This is a genomic window from Pseudomonas sp. 43NM1, from assembly GCF_002836905.1.
GTDB lineage: Bacteria > Pseudomonadota > Gammaproteobacteria > Pseudomonadales > Pseudomonadaceae > Aquipseudomonas > Aquipseudomonas prosekii.
Window position 1 is genome coordinate 64,800 of record NZ_MKGS01000003.1, and the last position, 24,208, is coordinate 89,007.

Genomic DNA, 24,208 nt, shown 5'->3' on the forward strand with positions numbered 1-24,208 from the left:
GTTGAAAAGCATGCGGTCTGCTCCCTTTCCCCCTCTCCCCTGTGGGGAGAGGGCTGGGGTGAGGGGCTGGATCCAACGATCAACACCCATTTCAGTCCTGCTCAGTTCGTCGCTTTCAACTCTTCAAGTCCCTGAAAACCGAGCCGAACTCAGGATTTGAAAAGCATGCGGTCTGCTCCCTTTCCCCCTCTCCCCTGTGGGGAGAGGGCTGGGGTGAGGGGCTGGATCCAACGATCAACACCCATTTCAGTCCTGCTCAGTTCGTCGCTTTCAACTCTTCAAGTTTTGCCATCACCCCCGCCGCTGTCTGCTCGCCCATCAGCTGTTCACGCACTTTGCCCTGGTTGTCGATGATGTACGTCACCGGCAGCGCTTCGCTGCGGGGCAAATCGAAAACCTCCGCCGGGTCCTGCGCCAGCACCGTGAACTTGATCCCGAGTTTGTCGCTGGCGCTCTTCAGCTCTTCGCCCTGCACATTGTCGAAGTTGACCCCGAACACGCCGATCTTCTTGCTCTTCAATTCTTCAGCCAAAGTGTTCAATTCCGGGATCTCGGTACGACACGGTCCGCACCATTCGGCCCAGTAATTGACCACCAGCCATTGTTTATCGAGTCGCCCGGACGCGACTTTCTGCCCGTCCTGGTCAATCCCGTAGTCGTTACCACAGCCCCCCAGCATCAACGCGCCGATGATCGCCAATGCCGCTGCCAATCGCCTTGTCATGTGGTTTTCCTTGTTCAAAATTGAATGCGCCTGCGACCCATCGCCTCCCGAGGTTCTGGATTGCGCGCTGCACAGTTAGAATAGCCGCCACATTACGCAAGATGCGACCCGCACATGACCGATCTGACGCTTTATCACAACCCGCGCTGCTCGAAATCCCGCGGTGCGCTGCAACTGCTCGAAGCCCGTGGCCTGACCCCGAACGTGGTTCGCTACCTCGAAACCCCGCTGGACGCCGCGCAATTGCAGGGCTTGCTGAACAAGCTCGGCATCACCGCACGCGAACTGCTGCGCACCGGTGAGGACGAATACAAAACCCTCAACCTGGCCGACGCGACGCTGACCGAGGCGCAATTGATTGCCGCCATCGCCGCGCACCCGAAACTCATGGAGCGCCCGATTCTCGAAGTGGGCGACAAAGCCGTCATCGGCCGTCCGCCGGAGAATGTCCTGGAGTTGCTGCCGTGAGCGCGCCGTACATTCTGGTTTTGTATTACAGCCGCAGCGGCTCGACCAATGAAATGGCCCGGCAGATTGCCCGTGGCGTCGAGCAGTCGGGCATGGAAGCGCGCCTGCGCACGGTGCCGGCGATTTCCACCGAGTGCGAAGCAGTATCGCCGGACATCCCCGACGCAGGCGCGTTGTACGCCAGCCTCGATGATTTGAAAAACTGCGCCGGCCTCGCCCTCGGCAGCCCGACGCGTTTCGGCAACATGGCGGCGCCGCTGAAATACTTTCTCGACGGCACCAGCAACCTGTGGCTGACCGGCGCCCTCGTCGGCAAACCGGCCGGCGTGTTCACCTCCACCGCGAGCCTGCACGGCGGCCAGGAAACCACCCTGCTGTCGATGATGTTGCCGTTGTTGCACCACGGCATGCTGATCACCGGCCTGCCCTACAGCGAATCGGCGTTGCTGGAAACCCGTGGCGGCGGCACGCCCTACGGCGCCAGCCACCACGCCGGCGCTGACGGCAAACTCGGTTTGAACGAACATGAAGTTTCGCTGTGCCGGGCTCTGGGCCTGCGCCTGGCCAAAACCGCCCAGAAACTGGAGGGCTGAAATGGCCAGGAAGCCGAAAATTCTGCCGTCGATCGAATGGCTCGAACCGCGCGTGCGGGCGATGCGCGTGATCAGCCTGCTGTGCTTTTTTGCCCTGTTGGGTTTGCTCTGCGGTTATTACTTGCTGTTCGCCGACCTGCACGGCGCGCGACCGTGGGTGATTCTGCTGATCGAGCTGGTGCCGCTGCTGTTGCTGGCGCCGGGGATGATCGTCGGCAGCGCGCGTGGGCATTCGTGGATGTGTTTTGTGGTGAATCTGTATTTCATCAAAGGCGCATTGGCCGCGTATGACCCGAACCGGCAGTTGTTCGGCCTGCTGGAAATGGGCGCGAGCCTGGCAGTGTTTTGTTCGGCGTTGCTGTATGTGCGGTGGCGGTTTCAGTTGAATCGCAAGCTCGCTGGCGAGGGCGAAATCTCGGTTGGCTGATCTGACGCCTTCGCGGGCAAGCCTCGCTCCTACAGGGGATTTGTGAACGACACAGATCCAATGTGGGAGCGAGCTTGCTCGCGATGCAGGCAACTCGGTCTTAATGGTTGACCGTATACGCCAGCATCATCGATATCTGGCTCATCGGCCGCCCGCCGCTCTGTTCATGCCACTGGTTGAACACGTCTTGCACCAACGCCAGATCACGCTGGCTGGTCGGCACTTTGTCGACGATCTTCTGCGCATTCAGTCCCGCGACCACGTCGTAGCTCGGCACAAACGTGTCCTTGCCGACCATGCGCAAAAACCGCGGCGCCGACAGCCCGCCGAGTTGATGGCCGCGCTTTTTCAGAAAGCTCCACAAACCGACGATATCGGTCACCGGCCACTCGGCGATCAGTTCGCCGAAGCTGCCCTTCTCGTGCGTCACATCGAGAATGAACTGCGCATTGCGCGGCACGCTTTTGAGCTTGCCCAAGTGGCGGATGATCCGCGCGTCCTGCATCAGGCGTTCGAGGTGTTCGGCGCTCATCAGCACGACTTTTTCCGGGTCGAACCTGAAAAACACTTCTTCGAAAGATGGCCACTTGGCGTCCACCAGACTGTGCTTGAGCCCGGCACGGAAAACGCGCAGCGCCATGGTCGAGAGGTAACGGTCGTCGCTGATCTTGCGCAATTGTGCCGGGGTCTTGGGTACCGGCAGATGGGCTTCCAGTTCAGCCGCTGAACCAAAACGGTTCAGACAGTACTCGTGTAGCCACTTGTAATCGCGCATGCCCTCTCCTGAGGATTGAAAAGATAAAAACTGTGGGAGCGTGCGAGCTGTGGCGAGGGGGCTTGCCCCCGTTTGAGTGCGTAGCACTCACAAAATCTCCGACAACGCGGCGATTTTGCGGCCGCTTCGCAGCCCAACGGGGGCAAGCCCCCTCGCCACAGGGCCCGCTCCCGAACAATGTTGTTCAGAGGTTGACGACGTTGACGAAGCGCGACGCGGCGCTTTCGTCGATCTTCAAACTGCCGAAGTCGAACAGGTTGCGGTCCGCCAATTGCGACGGCTGCACATTCTGCAAACTGCGGAATATGCTTTCGACGCGGCCCGGGGTCTTGCGTTCCCATTCTTGCAACATGTCCTTGACCACCTGGCGTTGCAGGTTCTCCTGCGAGCCGCAGAGGTTGCACGGGATGATCGGGAATTGCTTGAAGTCCGAGTAGGCCTGGATGTCTTTTTCGTTGCAGTAAGCCAGTGGCCGGATCACCACGTTGCGGCCATCGTCGGCGCGCAGTTTCGGCGGCATGGCTTTGAGCGAACCGTTGAAAAACATGTTGAGGAAAAACGTTTCGACGATGTCGTCGCGATGGTGACCGAGGGCCATTTTGGTTGCGCCGATTTCGTCGGCGAAGGTGTACAGCGTGCCGCGACGCAGGCGTGAACACAGCGAACACGTGGTTTTGCCTTCCGGGATCAATTCCTTGACCACCGAATAGGTGTCTTTTTCGACGATGTGATACTCGACGCCCAGCGATTTCAGGTAGGCCGGCAGCACGTGCTCGGGGAAACCCGGCTGCTTCTGGTCCATGTTCACGGCGACGATGTCGAACTTGATCGGCGCGACCTTCTGAAAGTGCATCAGCACGTCGAGCATGGTGTAACTGTCTTTGCCACCGGACAGGCAGACCATGACCTTGTCGCCGTCTTCAATCATGTTGAAATCGGCAACAGCCTCACCGGCCTGGCGGCGAAGGCGCTTTTGCAATTTGTTCTGGTTGACCGTGAGAGTGCCCATGCAACGCATCCGTGAGGTGTGACGAAAGGCCCGCATTTTACGCAAAAATCCCGCATGGGCGAAGCGCCGCCGATTACCTCAACCCTCCCCCTCCCTTGTAGCAGCTGGCGAAGCCTGCGTTCGGCGACGCAGTCGTCGCTAATCCGGTACACGCGATACGTCTGATACACCGAGGCGGCTGGTTTTACGACGACTTCGTCGCCGAACGCAGGCTTCGCCAGCTGCTACAGGTTTGCGGTGCAATGTACAGACCTGCCGGCGATTAACAGCGATCTTTACAGCGCGATTTGCTCTAAAGCCCCGCAACCCGTGGCGTGCAGACCTTTCTATACTCCGACATAAGGTCGCACACGTATTCAGACCTTTCCTTACTTGGCCACTTTGGCCCGTAGGCGCTCCGCTGGGGGGCGATGGTAATAACAAGAGGAGTGACTGGCATGATCCATCACGTAGTGGGGCTCTTCACCCACCCCGACCAGGAATGGAAAGAAATCCGTGGCGACCAGGAGGAAAGCATCAGCCACATGTACCTTACCCACACGCTGATCCTGGCGGCGATCCCGGCCGTTTCGGCGTTTATCGGTACCACGCAGGTCGGCTGGGTCATCGGCAATCGGGCGCCGGTGATGCTGACTCAGGAAAGCGCGCTGTGGATGACGATCATGTCGTACCTGGCGATGCTCGGCGGCGTGGCGGTGATGGGCGCATTTGTGCACTGGATGGCTCGCACGTATGACGCCAATCCGAGCCTGGCCCGTTGCGTTGCCTTCGCCACTTACACGGCGACACCGCTGTTCATCGGCGGTTTGGCGGCGTTGTATCCGCATATGTGGCTGGGAATGGTCGTCGGCACGGCTGCCATTTGCTACACGGTGTACCTGCTGTATGTGGGGTTGCCGACATTCATGAACATTCCATCGGACGAGGGTTTTCTGTTTTCCAGTTCAGTGCTTGCCGTCGGCCTGGTGGTGCTGGTGGCCATCATGGCGTTTACCGTGATCGTCTGGGGACTCGGCGTGGGGCCGGTCTATACCAATTAGCCATCAGCCAGGAATGGCCACGGCACTAGACCAACAGACCAAGATCTGCCAACACAGGCCGCCACCGGGCGGCCTTTTAATGGCTGGCGCAAAAGGTTCGGGACAACGACCATTCGGCGCCTGACTGATTCGCAAGTCCCGAGGGTTGCGGCATACTCGACGCCTCTGGAGACCCATCAAGCATGCCCGAGCAACTCAATACCCGCGTCGAAGACTGTTACCAACAAGCCGAATCCTTTTTCAAACGAACTTTCAAACGCCCCGTGGTGAGCCTCAAGCTGCGTGGGCAAAAGGCCGGTGTCGCGCATTTGCACGAGAACCTGCTGCGTTTCAATCCGCAGTTGTACCGGGAAAACAGCGAAGATTTCCTCAAGCAAACCGTGGCTCACGAGGTCGCGCACCTGATCGCGCATCAATTGTTTGGCGATCGCATTCAGCCGCATGGCGAAGAATGGCAACTGATCATGCGCGGCGTTTACGAACTGCCGCCGAACCGTTGCCACACCTATGACGTGAAACGCCGCAGCGTGACGCGGTACATCTACAAGTGTCCGTGCGCCGACAGCGATTTCCCGTTTTCGGCGCAGCGCCATAGCCTGGTGCGCCAGGGTCGGCGTTATCTGTGCCGGCGATGCCGCAGCACATTGGTGTTCAGCGGCGAGATGCGCGTCGAGTAAGTCAGATTTTTTGTGTGCATGCCGGCCTCATCGCGAGCAAGCTCGCTCCCACAGGGGATATTCGGCGCGACACGGCCCCATGTGAGAGCTAGCTTGCTCGCGATGGCGTCTGGGTAGGCGCTACACGATCACCTTGGCACGCCGCAATTGCTCAATCCGCTGCGCACTTAACCCCAGTTCCGCCAACACCTGATCCGTATGCTCGCCTACCGCCGCGCCGATAAAGCGTGGCGCCGGCAAGCCTTCGGAAAATTTCAGCGGACACGCCATCTGCGCCTGCGTCGAGCCATCCGCGCGCGGCACTTGCGTTACCAGTGCCCGCGCCTGCAACTGCGGATGCTGCAACGCTTCGCCGACGCTCAGAACCGGTTCGACACACGCATCGACGCCGGCAAACAACGCGCACAACTCAGCAAAGTCATGCTTCTCGAATTCCATTTTCAGCTCATTTTTCAACGCCTGTTGCTGCTCCGGTTTAGTCGATAAACCCTGCGCCGCCAGCTCCGGGCGACCGAGCGCCGAACACAGTTGCTGCATGAACGCCGGTTCGAGGCTGCCCACCGACATCCAGCGACCATCGCGCGAGCGGTAATAGTCGTAGAAGCTGCCGCCATTGAGCATCTGCTCTTCGCACTCGGGCTCGACGCCGCAAGCCAGGTAACCGGCGCCAGCCATCGCGTTAAGGCTGAACGCGCAGTCGGTCATGCTCACGTCCAGATGCTGCCCCTGCCCGCTGTGCTGGCGCGCGATCACTGCCGCGAGCAGGCCGATCACGCCGTGCAGCGAGCCACCGGCGATGTCCGCCACTTGCATGCCCAGCGGCAATGGGCCGCTGTCGGCGCGGCCGGTGTAGCTCGACAATCCGGCCAACGCCAGATAGTTGATGTCGTGGCCGGCGCGTTCCTTGTACGGGCCGGTCTGGCCGTAGCCGGTAATCGACACGTAAATCAGCTTCGGGTTGATCGCCTTCAGCGCTGCATAACCCAGGCCCAGCCGCTCCATCACACCGGGACGGAACTGTTCGAGGAGGATGTCGTGGTCCAGCAGCAATTGCTTGATCAGCTCCAGCGCTTGCGGTTGCTTGAGGTCCAGCGCCAGGCTGCGCTTGTTGCGATTGAGGTAGGCGTGGCTGGCCGACACACCTTGATCGTGCGGCGGCAACACGCGCAGCAGATCGGCGCGGGTCGGTGATTCGATACGCAGCACTTCGGCGCCCATGTCCGCCAGCAACAAAGAGGCGAACGGCCCCGGCAGCAGTGTCGAGAAATCCAGAACCTTGAGTGATGCCAGTGGACCGAGCATGAATGTTCCCCGTTTGCGAAGGCTTGTATGCAATGGCTTGAGCCTAGGCAGGCAATCGCATTGCGGCAATCACTTGATGTGTCAGCAACTGTGACCGTTACGCTCAAATCGCAGGCATGAAAAAACCCGCCGAAGCGGGTTTTTCAGTACAGCTCAGATTAAGTGCATCTGAGATTACTTGACGTTGCTTGGGGTTGGGCCTTCAGCCACGCCCAGGTCGTCTTCAACGCGCTCGTCGGAGATACCACGACCGCCCGAGGCCAGCTCGGTGTTCAGGGTGTCGACGTCGAGTTCCTTGACCCACTTGGCCACAACCAGCGTGGCCACGGCGTTACCGACCAGGTTGGTCAGCGCGCGGGCCTCGGACATGAAGCGGTCGATGCCGAGGATCAGCGCCAGACCGGCAACCGGCAAGTGGCCTACTGCCGACAGGGTGGCGGCGAGGACGATGAAGCCCGAACCGGTCACGCCAGCCGCGCCTTTGGAGGACAGCAGCAACACCACCAACAGGGTGATCTGGTGCGTGATGTCCATGTGCGTGTCAGTTGCCTGGGCAATGAACACCGCAGCCATGGTCAGGTAGATCGCGGTGCCGTCGAGGTTGAACGAGTAACCGGTCGGGATGACCAGGCCAACCACGGATTTCTGTGCGCCCAGACGCTCCATTTTGATCAGCATGCGCGGCAGTACCGATTCCGAAGAAGAAGTACCCAACACGATCAGCAGTTCTTCACGGATGTAGCGAATCACTTTCAGCACGCTGAAGCCGTGAGCGCGAGCGATACCGCCCAGCACGATCAGGACAAACAGCAGGCAGGTGATGTAGAAGCACGCCATCAACTGACCCAGTTGCACCAGCGAGCCGACACCGTAGGCACCGATGGTGAACGCCATGGCACCGAAGGCACCGATCGGCGCGAGTTTCATGATCATGTTGATGATGTTGAACATCACGTGGGCGAAGCGATCGATCAGGTCCAGCAGCGGCCGACCGAACGAACCGAGGCGATGCAGGGCGAAACCGAAGATCACCGAGAACATCAGCACTTGCAGGATGTCACCGGTGGCGAACGCGCCGACGATGGTGTTCGGGATCACGTTGAGCAGGAAGCCAACGACGCTTTGATCAGCACCGGCCGCTACGTACTGCGCGACTTTGGAGGCATCCAGGGTGGTCACGTCGATGTGCATGCCGGCGCCCGGCTGCACGATGTTGACCACGACCAGACCCACCAGCAAAGCGATGGTCGAAACGATTTCGAAGTACAGCAGCGCATAGCCGCCGGTTTTGCCGACCGATTTCATGCTCTGCATGCCAGCGATACCGCTGACGACGGTGCAGAAGATAATCGGCGCGATGATCATTTTGATCAGCTTGATGAACCCGTCACCCAATGGCTTGAGGGCCACACCGGTCTGCGGATAGAAGTGACCGATCAGAATGCCGATGATGATGGCAACGATCACCTGGAAATACAGGGATTTGTACAGTGGCTGACGAGTCGTCATTGCAAAGTTCCTCAAGAGTGCCCGATGACAACATCCATCTGTTGCCCAAGACACTTCAATTGCGAACCCTCCTGCACTGGAGGGATTTGTTTTGTCGAGCTGCGCAGCGGCAGGCATCTACCGCTTGTATCGCAAAGCCCGTGCCACCTTCACGAGAATCCCGGCAAGCCTTTTGACATCAGGGGCTGCAGGTTTTTGCCGCGCTGCAACGCACCGCGCAATGTGGCGGATTCCCGCCTAACCACCTAACCTCGTCCTACAATATGGCGGATATCCGCCTTGTTCAGCGCCGAGCCGTGCGGCTACCATTCGCCGCTTAACGGACGGACCTGCCAGCCATGCGTGAACGCACTATCGCCAGTCATTTCGCCCGCGCCGCCCTTGGCGGCGCGCGCCGTCGTGGCTTGGATTATTCCGCGCTGTTGTTACAACTCGGGATCAGCCCCGAATTGCTCGACGAGCCGCGTGCGCGGATCGCGCCGGAACAATTCACTCGGTTGATCCAGAGCCTGTGGCTGGCGCTCGACGACGAATACCTGGGTTTCGGCCCGGCGCCGAGCAAACCCGGCAGTTTCGCGATGATGTGCCACGCGCTGATCCACTGTCGCAATCTGGATAAGGCGCTGCATCGCGGCTTATTGTTTTATAGCCTATTCCCCGAGGCCCCGCGCCTGACCCTGAGCCGCGAGGACGAAATGATTCGCCTGAGCCTCGACGATGCGCAACTGTGGGACCCGGATCATTTTCTGACGGAATGCCTGCTGGTGATCTGGCATCGCCTCGGCAGTTGGCTGATCGGCCAACGGATTCGGCTGGAGCAAGCGACGTTCAGCTATGCGCGGCCCGAGCACGGCGCGGAATACGATTTGCTGTTTCCTTGCGCGCGGGAGTTTTCCCGGCCGCAAAGCAGTCTGTTGTTCCACAGTCGCTACCTGGCAATGCCGTTGTTGCAGGACGAACGCACGCTCAAGCATTTTCTCGAACGCTCCCCCGCCGACCTGTTGTCGCGTCCGGATGACGGCGACAGTTTGAGCAGCCAGTTGCGCCGTTTGCTCAGCCGCGACAGTTCCCGTTGGCCGGACCTGGAAGCGGTGGCCGCGCAGTTGCACATCAGCCCGCAGACCTTGCGCCGGCATTTGCGTGAAGAGGGCAGCAGTTTTCAGGAATTGAAGGATCAGTTGCGCCGCGACATTGCGATTTATCACCTCGGGCGCGCCGACCTGTCGTTGCAACAGATTGCCGAACAACTGGGATTCTCCGAGCCTTCGGCGTTTCATCGGGCGTTCAAGAAATGGACCGGGCTGACACCGGGGGCTTATCGCGCGCAGGAGAATTGAATCTCAGCAGCAGATTCTCGAGTGTTTTCTCCGGCCTCATCGCGAGCAAGCTCGCTCCCACATTTGGTTCGCGGCGTTCACCCACAGTGTGTTCACCACAGTCCCCGGTGGGAGCGAGCTTGCTCGCGATGCCGTCCGCCGGCACACCTCAGATTCAGATCAAAGCGCCGGGAAATGAATCCGAAACGCCGCGCCACCCAGCGCCGAGTCACCCAAGGTCAATTTGGCGCTGTAGCTTTCGATGATGTCCTTGACCACCGCCAAACCAATCCCCTGCCCCGGGTGCTGGCGATCCAGCCGTTCGCCCCTTTGCAGAATCCGCGCGCGCTGGTCTGGCGGCACGCCCGGCCCGTCGTCCTCGACGCACAGCTCAATGCCGCCCTGGGTGTCGCGGACGCTGACGCGCACTTCGCTCAAACACAGCCGGTAGGCGTTTTCCAGCAGATTGCCGAGCATTTCCAGCAACGCGCCCTGCTCGATCGGCACGTAACAGTGCTCCGGCAAATCGAAAGCCACGCGCACGCGTTTGTCGCGATAGACCTTGTCCAGCGTGTCGCAGAGGCTTTGCAGCACCGGGCGCAGGCGCACCTGATGGCGCACCAGACCGCTTTTGCGCAGGCTGGCGCGCTGCAATTGATAGCCGATCTGCTGGCTCATGCGCTCAATCTGCGATTGCAGCACCCACGCCTGATCGCGGTCCTCGGGGCGCTGCGCCATGTCTTCGCTGACGCCTTGCAACACGGTCAGCGGGGTTTTCAAACTGTGCGCGAGGTCGTCGAGGGAATCGCGGTAACGGCTGCGTTGCTCGCGTTCGCTGTGCAGCAAGCGGTTCAGCGAGCCGGTCAGGCGCAGCAGTTCGCGCGGGTGTTGCTCGGTGAGGCTTTCGCGGTCGCCGCTTTCGATTTCATCGAGTTCCTGACTCAAGCGGCGCAGGGCTTTCAGACCCCAGGTCAGGCCAATCCACAGCAGCGCCAGCAACACCAGCAACGCTGCGCCGAAACCGAGGTAAAGGTTTTCGCGCAGGCCTTCGAGGGTGATTTCGTATTCGCGCACCGGTTGCAGCGCGACGATGCTGAACGCCGCGCTTTTGCCGCCGAGCAGTTTGACCTCGACGTCATAAACGAAAAATTCCTGGCCGTCGGTTTCCTTGATTCTGGCGAACTCGTTACCGCGTCCGTCGTAACGCGGTTTGTAGTTGATGTTCTCTTCGCGGGTGCCTTTCGAGCGCCAGACCAGCCGCCCTTCGCGGTCATAGATGTAGCCGAGCAATCGGCTGTCGGTGAGGTTGTAGCGCTCGTCCGGCAACTGCGCCGGCATCTGCAAGCGGTTGTCTTCGACGCGCGCGGCGGAAATCAGCGTGGTCACGTCCGAGGCCAGGCGTTGCTCGATCGAGTCCTGCAACGCGAGGCTGAACGCGCCTTGCATCGCCGGCAGCAACGCGAGCATGAACAACACCGCCAACAGCGTGGCGGCGAGCATCAGGCGAACGCGAAGCGAGCGAATCAAGTGCAGCGCTCGTTGAACAGGTAGCCGAGGCCGCGCACGGTATCGATCGGCTTGAACCCGGCCGGGCCTTCGAGTTTGCGCCGCAAGCGCCCGACCAGCACTTCGATGACATTCGGATCGCGCTCGTCGTCATCCGGGTAGAGCTGTTCCATCAGGCGATCCTTGGCCACCACTTGCTGGTGATGGCGCATCAGGTATTCGAGAATCCGGTACTCGTAGGCGGTCAGCGCCAGCGGCTGTTCATCGAGGGTCGCCTGCTTGCGATTGAGGTCGAGCAGCAGCGGCCCGGCGGTGATCGTCGACTGGGTGAAACCGCTGGAACGCCGCAGCAAGGCATTCAGCCGCGCGTCGAGTTCTTCGAACTGGAACGGCTTGACCACGTAGTCGTCGGCGCCGGCGGCGAGGCCTTCGACTTTGTCCTGCCAGTTGCCGCGCGCGGTGAGGATCAGGATCGGGAAGGTCTTGCCGCTCGAACGCAGTTGGCGGATCAGGTCGAGGCCACCCATGCCCGGCAGGCCGAGGTCGATCACCGCCAGGTCATGGTTGAATTGCTCGGTCTGGTACAGCGCCTCTTCGGCGTTGGCTACGGATTCGACCACGTGGCCGCTATCCGTCAGGCGAGTTTGCAGGTGATGGCGCAGCAGCGCTTCATCTTCGACGACCAGCAATTTCATAACGCTCTCCCGGGCAAAACAACATCTCCAGAGGCACGCGCAGATGCCTCAATGGTCAACATGGCAACGCCGGATCACCCTTTTTGGGTGACCCGGCGCAGGTCTGTCGCGAACTGCTTTTAGAAAGCGTAGTTGGCGGACAGGTAGGTCTGGGCGCTGCTGTTAAGTGCCAGCGAGCCTTGTTTGCTGCCACCGCGTTCGCTCATTTCGGTGCTGGCATTGCTGCGCAGGTAACGGTAACCCAGCTCGACCGAGGTGTTCTGCGAAACTTGCTGCAACACGCCGACCTGGCCGCCGAGGGCGTAACCGATGTCGCTGTCGCGGCTGAAGCCTGGGGACTCCTGGGTCAGCTTGGTGAAACCGGCCGTGGCGCCGCCAAACAATTTGGTGCTGCCGCCCACCGGGTAAAACAGATCGTAGCTGCCGAGCAGGTTTTCCTGGCGCAGTTTAATGCCATTGTGCGAGCCGGACACGTTGTCGTAAGTGGCGTAGTAGCGGCCTTGGTTGTTTTGCTTGCCCAGACGCACACCCCAGGTGGTGTCTTTGCCGATGGCACCGTCGGCGTTCGGGTGGCCGAGGTTGTCGTTGAGGGCGTGGGATTTTTTCACCTTGTCGCTGGTTTGCCCCAGCGTCAGGCCGGCGAAGGTATCGTCGGTAGCGTGCGCCGCAGCACTGGCGCTCAACACGGTGAAAGCCAACAGCAGTTTTTTCAAAGAAGTCATAGGAGGTTTCCTTATGCACTATCGCTTTTTGGGTACGAGGCAAGGTTACTTACCCGCCCCTGAACTGCCCCTGAACGCTCTCTGAACCTGAGCTGAATCAAATCGACTAGGCTGATTTGACCACTTTCTTTTGAGGAGACCCGACCATGCGCCTGTTTCTCGCCCTCGCCCTACTGGCCGCCAGCACGCTGGCCAACGCTGCGATCAAGACTGAGGAAATCCCTTACCAGAGCAGCGACGGCACGCAAATGATCGGTTATTACGCCTACGACGACGCGATCAAAGGCCCGCGCCCCGGTGTGGTGGTGGTACATGAGTTCTGGGGCCTTAACGATTACGCCAAGCGCCGCGCCCGCGATCTCGCTGGTCTCGGTTACAGCGCGCTGGCCATCGACATGTACGGCGGCGGCAAGAACACCGAACATCCGAAGGACGCGATGGCGTTCATGCAAGAGGCGCTGAAGGACAGCGCGGTGGCGAGCGCACGCTTTCAGGCCGGGCTCGATCTGCTGAAGAAACAGCCGCAGACCGATCCGCAGAATCTCGCGGCAATCGGTTATTGCTTCGGCGGAGCGGTGGTGCTGAATGCGGCGCGTCAGGGCCTGCCGCTCAAAGGCGTGGTGAGTTTCCACGGCGCGCTGGCGACCAAGACGCCGGCGACCGCGGGCAGCGTGAAGGCGAAAATCCTCGTCGAGCATGGCGCGAAAGACAGCATGATTACCCCGGACAACGTCGCCGCGTTCAAGTCGGAAATGGACAAGGCTGGCGCCGATTATCAATTCGTCAGCCTTGCGGACGCCAAGCACGGGTTCAGCAACCCTGACGCCGACCGGCTCGGGCATGGCGAACATGGCGGGCCGGATATCGGCTACAACAAAGCGGCGGACGAGCGTTCGTGGGCGGACATGCAGGCGTTCTTCAAGAAAATCTTTGGCTGATCAGTGAACCCTGTGGCGAGGGGGCTTGCCCCCGTTCGGCTGCGAAGCAGTCGCAAAACCGGCTGGGATGGAAGGATGCCGGGAGCCGCTTCGCGGCTCAACGGGGGCAAGCCCCCTCGCCACAAAAGCTGTTGCTACTACCCAGCCTGAGAGCAACCCGGCAAAATGCCCGCCATGAATTCAACCCCTGCCCTGCCCGCCTGCTGCACCCCGCTCGATGCCCATTGGCCGCTGCCATTGCGGCTGGCGGAAACGGTGTTGCTCAGCACGCACTTCGACCCTGCGCAACTGGCCGCCGATGATTTCCAGCGCAGCGTCATCGCGCCGCCGGCGAGCATTCAGCGTTCGGTAGCCAAGCGCCAAGCCGAGTTTCTTGCCGGACGGGTGTGCGCCCGCGCCGCGTTGCAACAGCTTGAAGGGTTGGATTGTGTGCCGGCCATCGGCGAGGACCGCGCGCCGGTCTGGCCGGCGCACATTGCAGGTTCGATCACCCACAGCACCGGTCGCGCCGCCGCGATTGTCGCGAACAAGGCGCACTGGCGCGGCTTGGGCATGGACCTGGAAAACCTACTGAACTTCGAACGCGCCGAGCGCCTGGCCGGGGAAATCCTCACACCGCCGGAGCTGCAGCGCATGGCCGCTGCTGGCAGTGAGCATCTGGCGCTGCTGGTGACCCTGACCTTTTCGGTGAAGGAAAGCCTGTTCAAAGCGCTGTACCCGATCGTCCAGCAGCGCTTCTATTTTGAACACGCTGAAGTGCTGGAATGGTCGGCGGACGGTCAGGTGCGCTTGCGCTTGCTCACGGATTTGTCCAGTGAGTGGAGGAATGGGGCTGAGCTGGATGCGCAGTTCGCGGTGAAAGATGGGCAGTTGTTGAGTCTGGTCAGTATCAAGGCTTGAGGCTCGCCCCTTGTAGCAGCTGGCGAAGCCTGCGTTCGACTGCGCAGCAGTCGCCAAACCAGACACCGCAGTGTTTCAGGTAAACCGCGTGCGCAGGATTTACGACTGCTTCGCAGCCGAACGCAGGCTTCGCCAGCTGCTACAGGTGCTCGTCAAGCCTCAACGCTTCTCCTGATTCCTCGGCCAGCTCAAACTGAAACACGCGCCGCCGAGGCTTTTGCTTTTACCGATCAGCGCCCGGCCGCCATGCCAATGGACGATGCGCCGGACAATCGACAAGCCCAAACCATGCCCACCGGACGCGCGAGTGCGACTGTCGTCGAGACGCAGGAACGGCGTGAAGATTTTCTCCCACGCCGCTTCCGGCACGCCCGGCCCGTCGTCCTCGACATCGACCCGACAGCGCAATTGCCCGACCTGATAACTCACCGTGACCCGCGATTGCGCGTGGCGCATGGCGTTGCCGACCAGATTTTGCAGCGCGCGGTGCAGATAACGCGGTTCGGCTTCAACCCAGGCGTCGTCGCAATCAGCGGCGGACAGACACAAACCGCGCTGCACCGTGACCTCCGCGCGCAACGGCGCCAGTTCCTCGATGACTTGATTGACCAGCGCATCGAGATCGACTCGCTGGAAATTCAGCGCCGGCGAACCCTGCTCCAGGCGCGCGTACGTCAGCATCTCGTCGACCAGTTTGTCGAGGTCTTCGATGTCATGGTCCATGCCTTCGCGGTACTTCTCCAACGCTTGCGGCGTGGTCGCCGAGCCGATCATCTCCAGGCCAAAACGCAGGCGCGCGACCGGCGTGCGCAGTTCGTGGGAAACCGCGCGCACCAGTTCGCGCTGAATCGCCAATAACTGCTGCAAGTGCTCGGCCATGCCATTGAACGCCGCCGCCAGCCGCCCCACCGAATCCGCGCCGCGCGCCGGCACGCGGGTTTCCAGGCTGCCCTTGGCGATGCGCGTGGCGGCTGCTTCGAGGCCGCGCAAACGCCGCTCCAGTTGCCGCACCAGCAAATAAACGATCAACCCGATCAAGCTCAGCCCCAGCGCCGCAATCAACACCAGCCATTCCGGCGGATACGGATTCATCTGAAACAACGGACCGATTTCCAGCACCCACGGCGTGCCGACCATGCCGGCAAACACCCGGATCGAATCGCCGCCCTTGCCCAGCGCCATCACCGTATCGCCTTCAGACACGCGCCGGCTCTGGTCTTCGTCCATGTCAGCCTGTTCGACTTTGACCAGCCGCAGGTCGAAACCAAAACCCTTGTCTTCCTTCAATTGCGCCAGGCGCCGCGGTTGCTCGGCGACCGGGTAGCGCACCAGTTCGTCGGCCAACAGATAAATCGTCGCGCGGGCCAGTTGCTCGCTGATCTGCTGCACTTCGCCGGTCAGCACCAGTTGCTCCTTGTCGCTGACCAGACGGTAGACCTTCGCCGCGTGCGGGCCAGTCTGTTCGACCAGCGCCTGCCCGCGCAGCACACGGGTGCGCTGGGTCAGGTCGAGGTCGGTCTGGGCGAAGGTTTGCAGCGCCAGCGGAATGCCCAGCAAGCGTTCCCACACCAGCAACGCGCGGTGGCGCTCGGTCGGGTTCATCGGTTGCAGGTTGTCGGCCATCAGCGAGAACGTGCCGTGGGCCAGGCGCTCGCGATATTGCTCGCTGCGCACCTGATTAAGCAGGTGCAGCGCCAGCACGCCGAGCACCGCCACGAGGATCAGCGCTGCGCACATGCCGCCGTAGATGCGCAGGAAAATCGAGTTCACAGCGGCAGGTCTGCGCAGGCTTCCGGCACGAACAGGTAACCTTTGCTGCGCACGGTTTTGATCAGGCGTGGATGGTCCGGGTCGTCGCCGATTTTTGGACGGATGCGCGAGATGCGCACGTCGATGGAGCGGTCCTGGCCGTCGTAACCGATGCCGCGCAGGGCGGTGAAGATTTCTTCGCGAGAGAGGATGCGCCCGGCGTTGGCCACCAGCAGCCACAGCAGGTCGAATTCGGCGCTGGTCAGTTCGATGCCGTTGTCGTTGAGCCAGGCTTCTCGCAACGCGTTGTCGACGATCAGCGGCCCGAACTGCAAGCGGCGGAGTTTTTCCGGGGCGACTTCCGGCGCTTCGCTGCGGCGCAACAAGGCCTGGATGCGCGCCAGCAGCAAGCGCGGGCGCACCGGTTTGCACACGTAGTCGTCGGCGCCGAGGTCGAGGCCGAGAATCTGATCGGTGTCGTCGGTGCGCGCGGTGAGCATCAGGATCGGCCCATCGAACTTGTCGCGAACCTTGCGGCAAATGCTCAGGCCATCTTCACCGGGCAACATCAAGTCGAGGATCACCAGATCCGGTTGTTCCTTGATGATCCGCGCGGCCGCCAGCGCACCGTTGCCCTCGATCGACACGCGCAGGCCGTTGGCTTCGAGGTAATCGCGGGTCAGCTCGGCCAGTCGCTGGTCGTCTTCGACAATCAATACCTGCCAGGCTTCTTGCTCCACGGGTGACCTCTGCTTGCCAACAACACTTATAAGGAAGGATCCGCCCGTTTTTTTGTAATGATTGGGGAGGATAAGAATGCGTGTGCACTGGCCGATTGTATAAACGTCGCCCGGCGAGAAAACAAGTCGGCAAATGCGTTCGGACAAGCCGCTTTTTTGTGGTAGGGTTCGCGCCCTTAAAAATCCGAACGACTGTTTTCAATGATTGAAAAACAGTGAAAATCCGCGCGATGCAGCAGCGTCGCGGCCTACACGCCTGTTCCACCTTTCCCACACAATTTACCCACAGGTTTATCCACAAGCAGTACGTTGCAACACTCTACAAAACGCACTATCTTGTAGCCCGACGCAAAACCAAACCCTACATGTAGGGTTTTCGGCAAAAAGCCCACCATATTTCAGACCAGAAACTCAAGTGCTTTATTGCCTGTTTACGGTTGAACCAAGCGTGTTTTTCAAAGCCCAAACCGCACTTGCGGATGGCACCGTTTTTTAAGGCCCAAACGGTCGGAACGGTACGGGTGTTGCAGTCATTTCTGCACCCCTGAAAGGAATCCGGTGTCGAGCCCAGCTCGCTGCCAAAAACTTCGGCAAGGATGCGGCGTCATTAGCCTTTTTCCTACTGTCCCGAAGTGGATATGCCCGACGCCCGTCGGTTGTAGTGCTTCAGGACAGAACGGTGAGCACCATGACGGTGCTCAAACAAACATAGAGAATGCGGAGACAACCCCCCATGCAAACCGACACAACTCGCGAGAACCCGCAGGGCACCTTGCCGCAGGCCGCTGATTCGACTTCGGATCTGTCCGCCACCGCGCCTGGTCAATTGCGCGTGATCAAGCGTAACGGCACTGTCGTCCCTTATACCGATGACAAAATCACCGTCGCTATCACCAAAGCGTTTCTCGCAGTTGAGGGCGGCACCGCTGCCGCCTCGTCGCGAATCCATGACACCGTTGCCCGCCTGACCGAACAAGTCACCGCAACCTTCAAGCGTCGCATGCCTTCGGGCGGCACCATCCACATCGAAGAAATCCAGGACCAGGTTGAATTGGCCCTGATGCGTGCCGGCGAGCAGAAAGTGGCGCGCGACTACGTGATCTACCGCGACGGTCGTTCGAAAGAACGCGCTGCCCACGCGCCGGTCGAGGAAGCGGTCAACGCTCACCCATCGATCCGCATCACCCGCGCCGACGGCACTTTTGCCCCGCTGGACATGGGTCGCTTGAACACCATCGTCACTGAAGCGTGCGAAGGCCTGGAAGAAGTCGACGGCGACCTGATCCAGCGCGAAACCCTGAAAAACCTGTACGACGGCGTGGCCCTGACCGACGTCAACACCGCACTGGTGATGACCGCCCGTACGCTGGTCGAGCGTGAGCCGAACTACTCGTTCGTGACCGCCCGCCTGCTGATGGACACCCTGCGTGCCGAAGGCCTGAGCTTCCTCGAAGTTGCCGAAAGCGCGACCCACCACGAGATGGTCGACCTGTACGCCAAAGCGCTGCCGGCCTACATCGCCAAGGGTATCGAATTCGAATTGCTCAACCCGATCCTGGCCACGTTTGACCTGGAAAAACTCGGCAAGGCCATCAACCACGAGCGCGATCAGCAGTTCACCTACCTGGGCCTGCAAACCCTGTACGACCGTTACTTCATCCACAAGGACGGTATCCGCTTCGAACTGCCGCAGATCTTCTTCATGCGCGTGGCCATGGGCCTGGCGATTGAAGAGAAGCAGAAAGAAGACCGTGCAATCGAGTTCTACAACCTGCTGTCGTCCTTCGACTACATGTCCTCGACGCCAACCCTGTTCAACGCCGGCACCCTGCGTCCACAGCTTTCCAGCTGCTACCTGACCACCGTGCCGGATGACCTGTCGGGTATTTACCACGCGATCCACGACAACGCCATGTTGTCGAAATTTGCGGGCGGCCTGGGCAACGACTGGACGCCGGTTCGTGCGCTCGGTTCGTACATCAAGGGCACCAACGGCAAATCCCAGGGCGTTGTACCGTTCCTGAAAGTGGTCAACGACACCGCCGTAGCGGTCAACCAGGGCGGCAAGCGCAAAGGCGCGGTCTGTGCCTACCTGGAAACCTGGCACATGGACATCGAAGAGTTCATCGAGCTGCGCAAGAACACCGGTGATGATCGTCGTCGTACCCACGACATGAACACTGCCAACTGGATCCCTGACCTGTTCATGAAGCGCGTCTTCGATGACGGCCAGTGGACTCTGTTCTCGCCATCCGAAGTGCCGGACCTGCACGACCTGACCGGCAAGGCGTTCGAAGAGCGTTACGAGTACTACGAAGCGCTGTCGCAATACCCGGGCAAGATCAAGCTGTTCAAGACCATCCAGGCCAAAGACCTGTGGCGCAAAATGCTCTCCATGCTGTTTGAAACCGGCCACCCTTGGCTGACTTTCAAAGACCCGTGCAACCTGCGCAGCCCGCAGCAGCACGTTGGTGTGGTTCATAGCTCGAACCTGTGCACCGAAATCACCTTGAACACCAACAAGGACGAAATCGCCGTTTGCAACTTGGGCTCGATCAACCTGCCGAACCACATCACCAACGGCAAGCTGGACACCGCCAAGCTGGAACGTACCGTGAACACCGCTGTGCGCATGCTCGATAACGTTATCGACATCAACTACTACTCGGTGCCACAAGCGAAGAACTCCAACTTCAAGCACCGTCCGGTCGGCCTCGGCATCATGGGCTTCCAGGATGCGCTGTACCTGCAGCACATTCCTTACGGTTCCGACGCTGCCGTCGAGTTCGCCGACAAGTCCATGGAAGCGGTCAGCTACTACGCGATCCAGGCTTCCTGCGACCTGGCTGACGAGCGCGGCGCTTACGAGACGTTCCAGGGTTCGCTGTGGTCCAAAGGCATCCTGCCGCTGGATTCGCAACAGATCCTGATCGAGCAACGTGGCCAGAAGTACATCGATGTTGACCTGAACGAATCTCTGGACTGGGCACCGGTTCGTGCCCGTGTACAGAAAGGCATTCGTAACTCCAACATCATGGCCATCGCGCCGACCGCGACCATCGCCAACATCACTGGCGTTTCGCAGTCGATCGAACCGACTTACCAGAACCTTTATGTGAAATCGAACCTGTCGGGCGAATTCACCGTGATCAACCCGTACCTGGTTCGCGACCTCAAGGCTCGCGGTCTGTGGGACTCGGTCATGATCAACGACCTGAAGTACTACGACGGTTCGGTGCAGCAGATCGAGCGCATCCCGCAAGAACTCAAAGAGCTCTACGCGACTGCTTTCGAAGTGGACACCAAGTGGATCGTTGACGCGGCCAGCCGTCGTCAGAAGTGGATCGACCAGGCGCAGTCGCTGAACCTGTACATCGCCGGCGCTTCGGGCAAGAAGCTCGACGTGACCTACCGCATGGCTTGGTACCGTGGTCTGAAAACCACTTACTACCTCCGTGCCCTGGCCGCGACCAGCACCGAGAAGTCGACCATCAACACCGGCAAGCTGAACGCGGTTTCCAGCGGCGGCAACCACGGTGACGATTCGGTATTGGCTGCGCCTGCCGGCCCGGCTCCAGTGCCGAAGGCTTGCGCCATCGACGAGCCGGATTGCGAAGCTTGCCAATAAGCCGAGCGGTACGTTGAATCGATAAGCGCTGCGAGGCGCTTGTCTGAAACCCCCGATCTGCCTCCGGCGGACCGGGGGTTTTCTTTTGCCCCAAGGAAAGGGTTGGCTGAGCTGACGCCTTCGCGGGCAAGCCTCGCTACTACAGGTTTCCCATACCTCGGCGCAATCATTGCCACCTGCAGGAGCGAGGCTTGCCCGCGAAGGCGCCCTCCCCGCCGACACAAATCCATCTGCCGCCGACCAAACCCCGGCCACAAAAAAGCCCCTCTTCCGAGGGGCTCCTTGTGCAGCGCTACAACCGAACCCGCATCAAGCCATCTGAATGATGGTCTGCATGATGGTGCTCTGGGTGGAGATGGTCTTGGCGTTCGCCTGGTAGTTGCTCTGACCCTTGATCAAATCAACCAGTTCGTTGGTCAGGTTGACGTTGGACTCTTCCAGCGCGTTGGACTGGATCGAACCCAGGGTGCCGGTTTCCGGCGAATCGTAGCCCGGGATGCCCGACTTGTAGGTTTCTTTCCAGCTAGTGCCACCCACCGGTTGCAAGCCCTGCTCGTTGGTGAAGCTGGCGAGCGCGATCTGCCCGATCGGCTTGGTCTGGTTGTTGCTGAAGTTGGCCAACAACACACCGCTGCCGTCGATGGTCAGGTTGGTGATCTGGCCAGTCGCATAACCGTTCTGCGTTGGAATCGAACGCGCGGTGTCAGCGTTGTACTGCGTGGTGTCGGCCATGGAAATGCTCATGCCGGCCGGATCGGCAGAAGCACCGTTCGGCGCCCAGACACCATTGGTCACGGTGCCTGGAACCCAACCGGTGACTTTCAGATCAGGGCTGACGATTGGCGTCGGCGTGGCCGGCGTGGTCACCGAGACCAGTTTGCCCGAGCTGTTGAACGACATGGTCGAAGCAACCGGCGGGGTCGCTGCGTCGGTCGGATCGCTGCCATTGGGGTTACGGCCATCGATCAGGGTGTAGGTTTTCCAGGTATTCGCGCCGGTCTTGACCATGTACTGGTCCATGTCGTGCTTGTTGCCCTGGGTATCGTAGACCGGCGTGGTGAACTGCTTGGTGAAGGATGCCGATTTGCTCGGGTCGAACGGGTTGGCAACCTGATCGATATCCGTTGCAGTGGAGTTCAGGTTGATCGTCGAAGCAATGCTGGTGGTGGTTTTCGGCGCCAGGTTCGAGGTGTCGATGCGCAGGTCACTCAGAACGCCGTTGGCGATCTTGCCGTTGGCATCGACGCCGTAGCCCTGCAGTTTTGCAGTGCCGTCGGAGTTGGTGACAAAACCTTCCTTGTCGACTTTGAACGTACCGGCACGGGTGTAGGACAACGAGCCATTGTTGCTCAGGGTAAAGAAACCCGAACCGTTGATGCCCATGTCCAGCACGTTGCCGGTGTTGCTGATGTCGCCCTGGGTGAACTGCTGGGAAACGTTGGCCAGGCGCACACCGTTACCGATGGTTTTGCTGCCCGAACCCAGCTTGGTCGCCGAGTACACGTCTTCGAATTCTGCACGGGACGATTTGAAACCGGTGGTCGCGACGTTGGCGATGTTGTTGCCGGTCACGTCCAGTTGTTTGTTGGCTGCATAGAGACCGCTAAGGCCGATATTGAAAGACATATTCCACTCCTTTGTGCCGGGTTAGTCGGCTCTATATACCAATGGTTTGAACTTTGGACAGGGCGACCGGGCCCAGGCCTGCGAGGTTGAGCATCAGCTCGCCGCCGGTCTGGCTGAGGGTCACGCTGTTGACCGTGGCCGGCAGATACACCGCCAGGTCCGTGGCCTTGCCGTCGATTGGCGCACTGGCCTTGACGTTGTAGGTGCCGACCGGCACCACGGCGCCGCTCGAATCCTTGCCATCCCACGTGAAGCTGGCACTGCCGGCCGCGCGTGCGCCAAGGTCGATGGTGCGGATCGCTTTGCCATCCTTGTCGGTAATGGTCACGGTGCCGCCGGCGATCGACGTCGACAGGTTGACCGAGCCGGTCACCGGTTTGGTCGGATCATCGACCTGCACCGAACCGGTCTGCACGATCACCGAACGGCCGACCAGCGACGACGCCTGCAACGCTTGCGAAGAGCTGTAGTTGCCGGCAATCGACGTCACCGTGTCGTTCAACGCGGTGATGCCTTCCAGGCTGCTGAACTGCGCCAACTGCGCGACGAACGCGCTGTTGTCTTGCGGGTCCAGCGGGTTCTGGTTTTTCAGTTGGGTAACCAGCAGTTGCAGGAAGGCATCTTTGCCCAGCTTTTGGCTGCCAGTGGCGCTGTTGGTCGCGGAGGCAATGCCGTCACCCGTGGAGCTGCTCGACTTGACTGACGAGTTCGCCAGAATGTCGTTCATGCTCAGGCCAGCGGTGGAATCGGTAACACTCATCTGAGTCGCCCCTTGTTACTGACCGAGGGTCAGCACCTTCTGCATCATGGTTTTGGCGGTGTTCATCATCTCGGCGTTGGTCTGGAACGAACGGCTCGCGGAAATCATGTCGGCCATTTCTTCAACGACGTTGACGTTCGGGTAGTAGACGTAACCTTTGGCGTCGGCCGCCGGATGGCCCGGCTCGTAACGCGCTTCGAGCTCGGCCTGGTCCTCGACCACGCCCAGCACTTGCACGCCTTGACCGGCAGCGTCCTGGTTCTGGAACAGCGAATCGCTGCCGCCGGCCTGGCCGCCCTGGAACATGGTGGCGAATACCGGGTGGCGCGCGCGATAGGTCTGGTCGATGCTCGACGAGACGGTTTCGGCGTTGGCGATGTTCGACGCGACGGTGTTCAGACGCGTGGTCTGGGCACTCATGCCGCTACCGGCAATGTTGAAAACACTGGCTAGGGACATGACTTACTCTCCGCGCAGGGCTGCAACCAGCCCTTTGAATTTGCTGTTGAGCAGGGTGAAGCTGGCCTGGAAGTTGACCGCGTTTTCCGCGTAGCTCGACTGTTCCAGTTGCGCGTCCACAGTGTTCTGGTCGAGCGACGGCTGCATCGGCGTGCGATACAGCAGCGACTCGTCGCCATTGCTCAGGCCTTCGGCTTCGATATGACGGTTGTTGGTCATGTTCAAGGCGAATGCGCCGTTCTTGGTTTTCTCGCTCTGCGCGGCAAGCACGGCGGAGAAGTCCAGATCCCGAGCCTTGTAGTTCGGGGTGTCGGCGTTGGCGATGTTGTTGGCCAGGACTTCTGCACGCTGGGCGCGGAAGCCCAGGGCTTTCTCGTGGATACCGAGCGCGTTATCGAAGCTGATGCTCATGGCGGGAACCTTCGGGTGACCGGATTTTTCGTTAACTGGACCATAGCAAGCAGCGTGCCAATTCAAAAAACCCCGTAAACCGGGGGTTTGCGGGCAGCGGCAACGCGGCAATGCCAGAAAAGCGGCAACCGGTTTCCGCTGGCTGCCGCTTTTCTGCCGCTTTGCCACGGACAACATCAATCACCTGTAGTGATGCAAAAGCAGCGCGCATAAAAAAGGAGTCCCTGAGGACTC

The 24,208-nt window shown here is 60.3% G+C and carries 23 protein-coding genes; 9 read left to right on the plus strand and 14 right to left on the minus strand.

Annotated elements, in window-relative coordinates; all coding sequences use genetic code 11:
• Positions 1 to 256: 256 nt before the first annotated feature.
• A complete protein-coding gene (locus BI292_RS02250; RefSeq protein ID WP_092279138.1) occupies positions 257 to 724 on the minus strand; it encodes a TlpA disulfide reductase family protein in 468 nt (155 codons plus the stop codon).
• A gap of 114 nt (positions 725 to 838) precedes the next feature.
• Between BI292_RS02250 and arsC the strand changes: the two genes are divergently transcribed.
• Genes arsC through BI292_RS02265 form a run of 3 tightly spaced genes read left to right on the plus strand, consistent with a single transcriptional unit; the run spans position 839 to position 2,212 of the window.
• Positions 839 to 1,192 carry an arsenate reductase (glutaredoxin) gene (arsC, locus tag BI292_RS02255; RefSeq protein ID WP_101206845.1) on the plus strand — a complete coding sequence of 118 codons (354 nt, stop codon included), beginning with the start codon at positions 839 to 841 and terminating at the stop codon, positions 1,190 to 1,192.
• Positions 1,189 to 1,785: an NAD(P)H:quinone oxidoreductase gene (gene wrbA / locus BI292_RS02260; protein ID WP_092279134.1), complete on the plus strand. Its 597-nt coding sequence runs from the start codon at positions 1,189 to 1,191 to the stop codon at positions 1,783 to 1,785. The genes arsC and wrbA overlap by 4 nt, the downstream gene beginning before the upstream one ends.
• A gap of 1 nt (position 1,786) precedes the next feature.
• Positions 1,787 to 2,212 (plus strand): DUF2069 domain-containing protein, encoded by a 426-nt coding sequence (locus tag BI292_RS02265; RefSeq protein ID WP_101206846.1) that lies wholly within the window; start codon positions 1,787 to 1,789, stop codon positions 2,210 to 2,212.
• 100 nt (positions 2,213 to 2,312) lie between these two features.
• On the opposite strand, the gene BI292_RS02270 is transcribed toward BI292_RS02265, so the two are convergent.
• The gene (locus tag BI292_RS02270; protein WP_101206847.1) at positions 2,313 to 2,987 is read right to left on the minus strand and encodes a DNA-3-methyladenine glycosylase I; all 675 of its coding nucleotides are present in this window, start codon (positions 2,985 to 2,987) and stop codon (positions 2,313 to 2,315) included.
• A 184-nt stretch (positions 2,988 to 3,171) separates the two neighbouring features.
• Complete coding sequence (gene ttcA / locus BI292_RS02275; protein ID WP_101206848.1) at positions 3,172 to 3,996, minus strand: tRNA 2-thiocytidine(32) synthetase TtcA; 825 nt, start codon at positions 3,994 to 3,996, stop codon at positions 3,172 to 3,174.
• A 437-nt stretch (positions 3,997 to 4,433) separates the two neighbouring features.
• Here ttcA and BI292_RS02280 point away from each other — a divergent pair, with 437 nt between their 5' ends.
• Together BI292_RS02280 and BI292_RS02285 are read left to right on the plus strand one after the other, a co-directional pair.
• Positions 4,434 to 5,036, plus strand: coding sequence for a Yip1 family protein (locus tag BI292_RS02280; RefSeq protein ID WP_045061787.1), 603 nt, complete (start codon positions 4,434 to 4,436; stop codon positions 5,034 to 5,036).
• A gap of 182 nt (positions 5,037 to 5,218) precedes the next feature.
• Positions 5,219 to 5,713: a SprT family zinc-dependent metalloprotease gene (locus BI292_RS02285; protein WP_092279126.1), complete on the plus strand. Its 495-nt coding sequence runs from the start codon at positions 5,219 to 5,221 to the stop codon at positions 5,711 to 5,713.
• A gap of 120 nt (positions 5,714 to 5,833) precedes the next feature.
• Here the strand turns inward: BI292_RS02285 and BI292_RS02290 are convergent, their stop codons facing one another.
• Both BI292_RS02290 and BI292_RS02295 read right to left on the minus strand, forming a co-directional pair.
• Positions 5,834 to 7,015 (minus strand): CaiB/BaiF CoA-transferase family protein, encoded by a 1,182-nt coding sequence (locus BI292_RS02290; protein ID WP_101206849.1) that lies wholly within the window; start codon positions 7,013 to 7,015, stop codon positions 5,834 to 5,836.
• 174 nt (positions 7,016 to 7,189) lie between these two features.
• On the minus strand, positions 7,190 to 8,524 hold the full coding sequence (locus tag BI292_RS02295) for a dicarboxylate/amino acid:cation symporter (protein WP_092279122.1): 1,335 nt from the start codon (positions 8,522 to 8,524) through the stop codon (positions 7,190 to 7,192).
• Positions 8,525 to 8,862: 338 nt separating this feature from the next.
• Here BI292_RS02295 and BI292_RS02300 point away from each other — a divergent pair, with 338 nt between their 5' ends.
• On the plus strand, positions 8,863 to 9,861 hold the full coding sequence (locus BI292_RS02300) for an AraC family transcriptional regulator (protein ID WP_101206850.1): 999 nt from the start codon (positions 8,863 to 8,865) through the stop codon (positions 9,859 to 9,861).
• 159 nt (positions 9,862 to 10,020) lie between these two features.
• On the opposite strand, the gene BI292_RS02305 is transcribed toward BI292_RS02300, so the two are convergent.
• The 3 genes from BI292_RS02305 to BI292_RS02315 form a co-directional block, all read right to left on the minus strand.
• Entirely contained in the window at positions 10,021 to 11,367 is a 1,347-nt protein-coding gene (locus BI292_RS02305) for an ATP-binding protein (RefSeq protein WP_101206851.1), read from the minus strand.
• The gene (locus BI292_RS02310) at positions 11,364 to 12,041 is read right to left on the minus strand and encodes a response regulator (RefSeq protein ID WP_092279116.1); all 678 of its coding nucleotides are present in this window, start codon (positions 12,039 to 12,041) and stop codon (positions 11,364 to 11,366) included. The genes BI292_RS02305 and BI292_RS02310 overlap by 4 nt, the downstream gene beginning before the upstream one ends.
• 119 nt (positions 12,042 to 12,160) lie before the next feature.
• Positions 12,161 to 12,763 carry an outer membrane beta-barrel protein gene (locus BI292_RS02315; protein WP_092279114.1) on the minus strand — a complete coding sequence of 201 codons (603 nt, stop codon included), beginning with the start codon at positions 12,761 to 12,763 and terminating at the stop codon, positions 12,161 to 12,163.
• Between the two features lie 146 nt (positions 12,764 to 12,909).
• Between BI292_RS02315 and BI292_RS02320 the strand changes: the two genes are divergently transcribed.
• Both BI292_RS02320 and BI292_RS02325 read left to right on the plus strand, forming a co-directional pair.
• Positions 12,910 to 13,701: a dienelactone hydrolase family protein gene (locus BI292_RS02320; RefSeq protein ID WP_092279112.1), complete on the plus strand. Its 792-nt coding sequence runs from the start codon at positions 12,910 to 12,912 to the stop codon at positions 13,699 to 13,701.
• A 174-nt stretch (positions 13,702 to 13,875) separates the two neighbouring features.
• Positions 13,876 to 14,601 (plus strand): 4'-phosphopantetheinyl transferase, encoded by a 726-nt coding sequence (locus BI292_RS02325; protein WP_218563472.1) that lies wholly within the window; start codon positions 13,876 to 13,878, stop codon positions 14,599 to 14,601.
• Positions 14,602 to 14,760: 159 nt separating this feature from the next.
• Here the strand turns inward: BI292_RS02325 and BI292_RS02330 are convergent, their stop codons facing one another.
• On the minus strand, positions 14,761 to 16,371 hold the full coding sequence (locus BI292_RS02330; RefSeq protein WP_101206853.1) for an ATP-binding protein: 1,611 nt from the start codon (positions 16,369 to 16,371) through the stop codon (positions 14,761 to 14,763).
• Complete coding sequence (locus BI292_RS02335; RefSeq protein WP_092279106.1) at positions 16,368 to 17,090, minus strand: winged helix-turn-helix domain-containing protein; 723 nt, start codon at positions 17,088 to 17,090, stop codon at positions 16,368 to 16,370. Before BI292_RS02335 ends, BI292_RS02330 begins: the two co-directional genes overlap by 4 nt.
• Positions 17,091 to 17,823: 733 nt before the next feature.
• Here BI292_RS02335 and BI292_RS02340 point away from each other — a divergent pair.
• Positions 17,824 to 20,718: a ribonucleoside-diphosphate reductase subunit alpha gene (locus BI292_RS02340; protein ID WP_092279104.1), complete on the plus strand. Its 2,895-nt coding sequence runs from the start codon at positions 17,824 to 17,826 to the stop codon at positions 20,716 to 20,718.
• A gap of 309 nt (positions 20,719 to 21,027) precedes the next feature.
• Here BI292_RS02340 and flgE read toward each other — a convergent pair whose 3' ends face one another.
• From flgE to flgB, 4 genes are read right to left on the minus strand one after another with little or no spacing between them, the layout of a single operon-like run.
• Positions 21,028 to 22,344 carry a flagellar hook protein FlgE gene (flgE, locus tag BI292_RS02345; protein WP_101206854.1) on the minus strand — a complete coding sequence of 439 codons (1,317 nt, stop codon included), beginning with the start codon at positions 22,342 to 22,344 and terminating at the stop codon, positions 21,028 to 21,030.
• A 31-nt stretch (positions 22,345 to 22,375) separates the two neighbouring features.
• On the minus strand, positions 22,376 to 23,104 hold the full coding sequence (gene flgD / locus BI292_RS02350; protein ID WP_092279100.1) for a flagellar hook assembly protein FlgD: 729 nt from the start codon (positions 23,102 to 23,104) through the stop codon (positions 22,376 to 22,378).
• Positions 23,105 to 23,119: 15 nt separating this feature from the next.
• On the minus strand, positions 23,120 to 23,563 hold the full coding sequence (gene flgC / locus BI292_RS02355) for a flagellar basal body rod protein FlgC (RefSeq protein WP_092279098.1): 444 nt from the start codon (positions 23,561 to 23,563) through the stop codon (positions 23,120 to 23,122).
• Between the two features lie 3 nt (positions 23,564 to 23,566).
• Positions 23,567 to 23,974, minus strand: a complete 408-nt coding sequence (gene flgB / locus BI292_RS02360) for a flagellar basal body rod protein FlgB (RefSeq protein ID WP_092279096.1) — start codon at positions 23,972 to 23,974, stop codon at positions 23,567 to 23,569.
• Between the last annotated feature and the right edge of the window lie 234 nt (positions 23,975 to 24,208).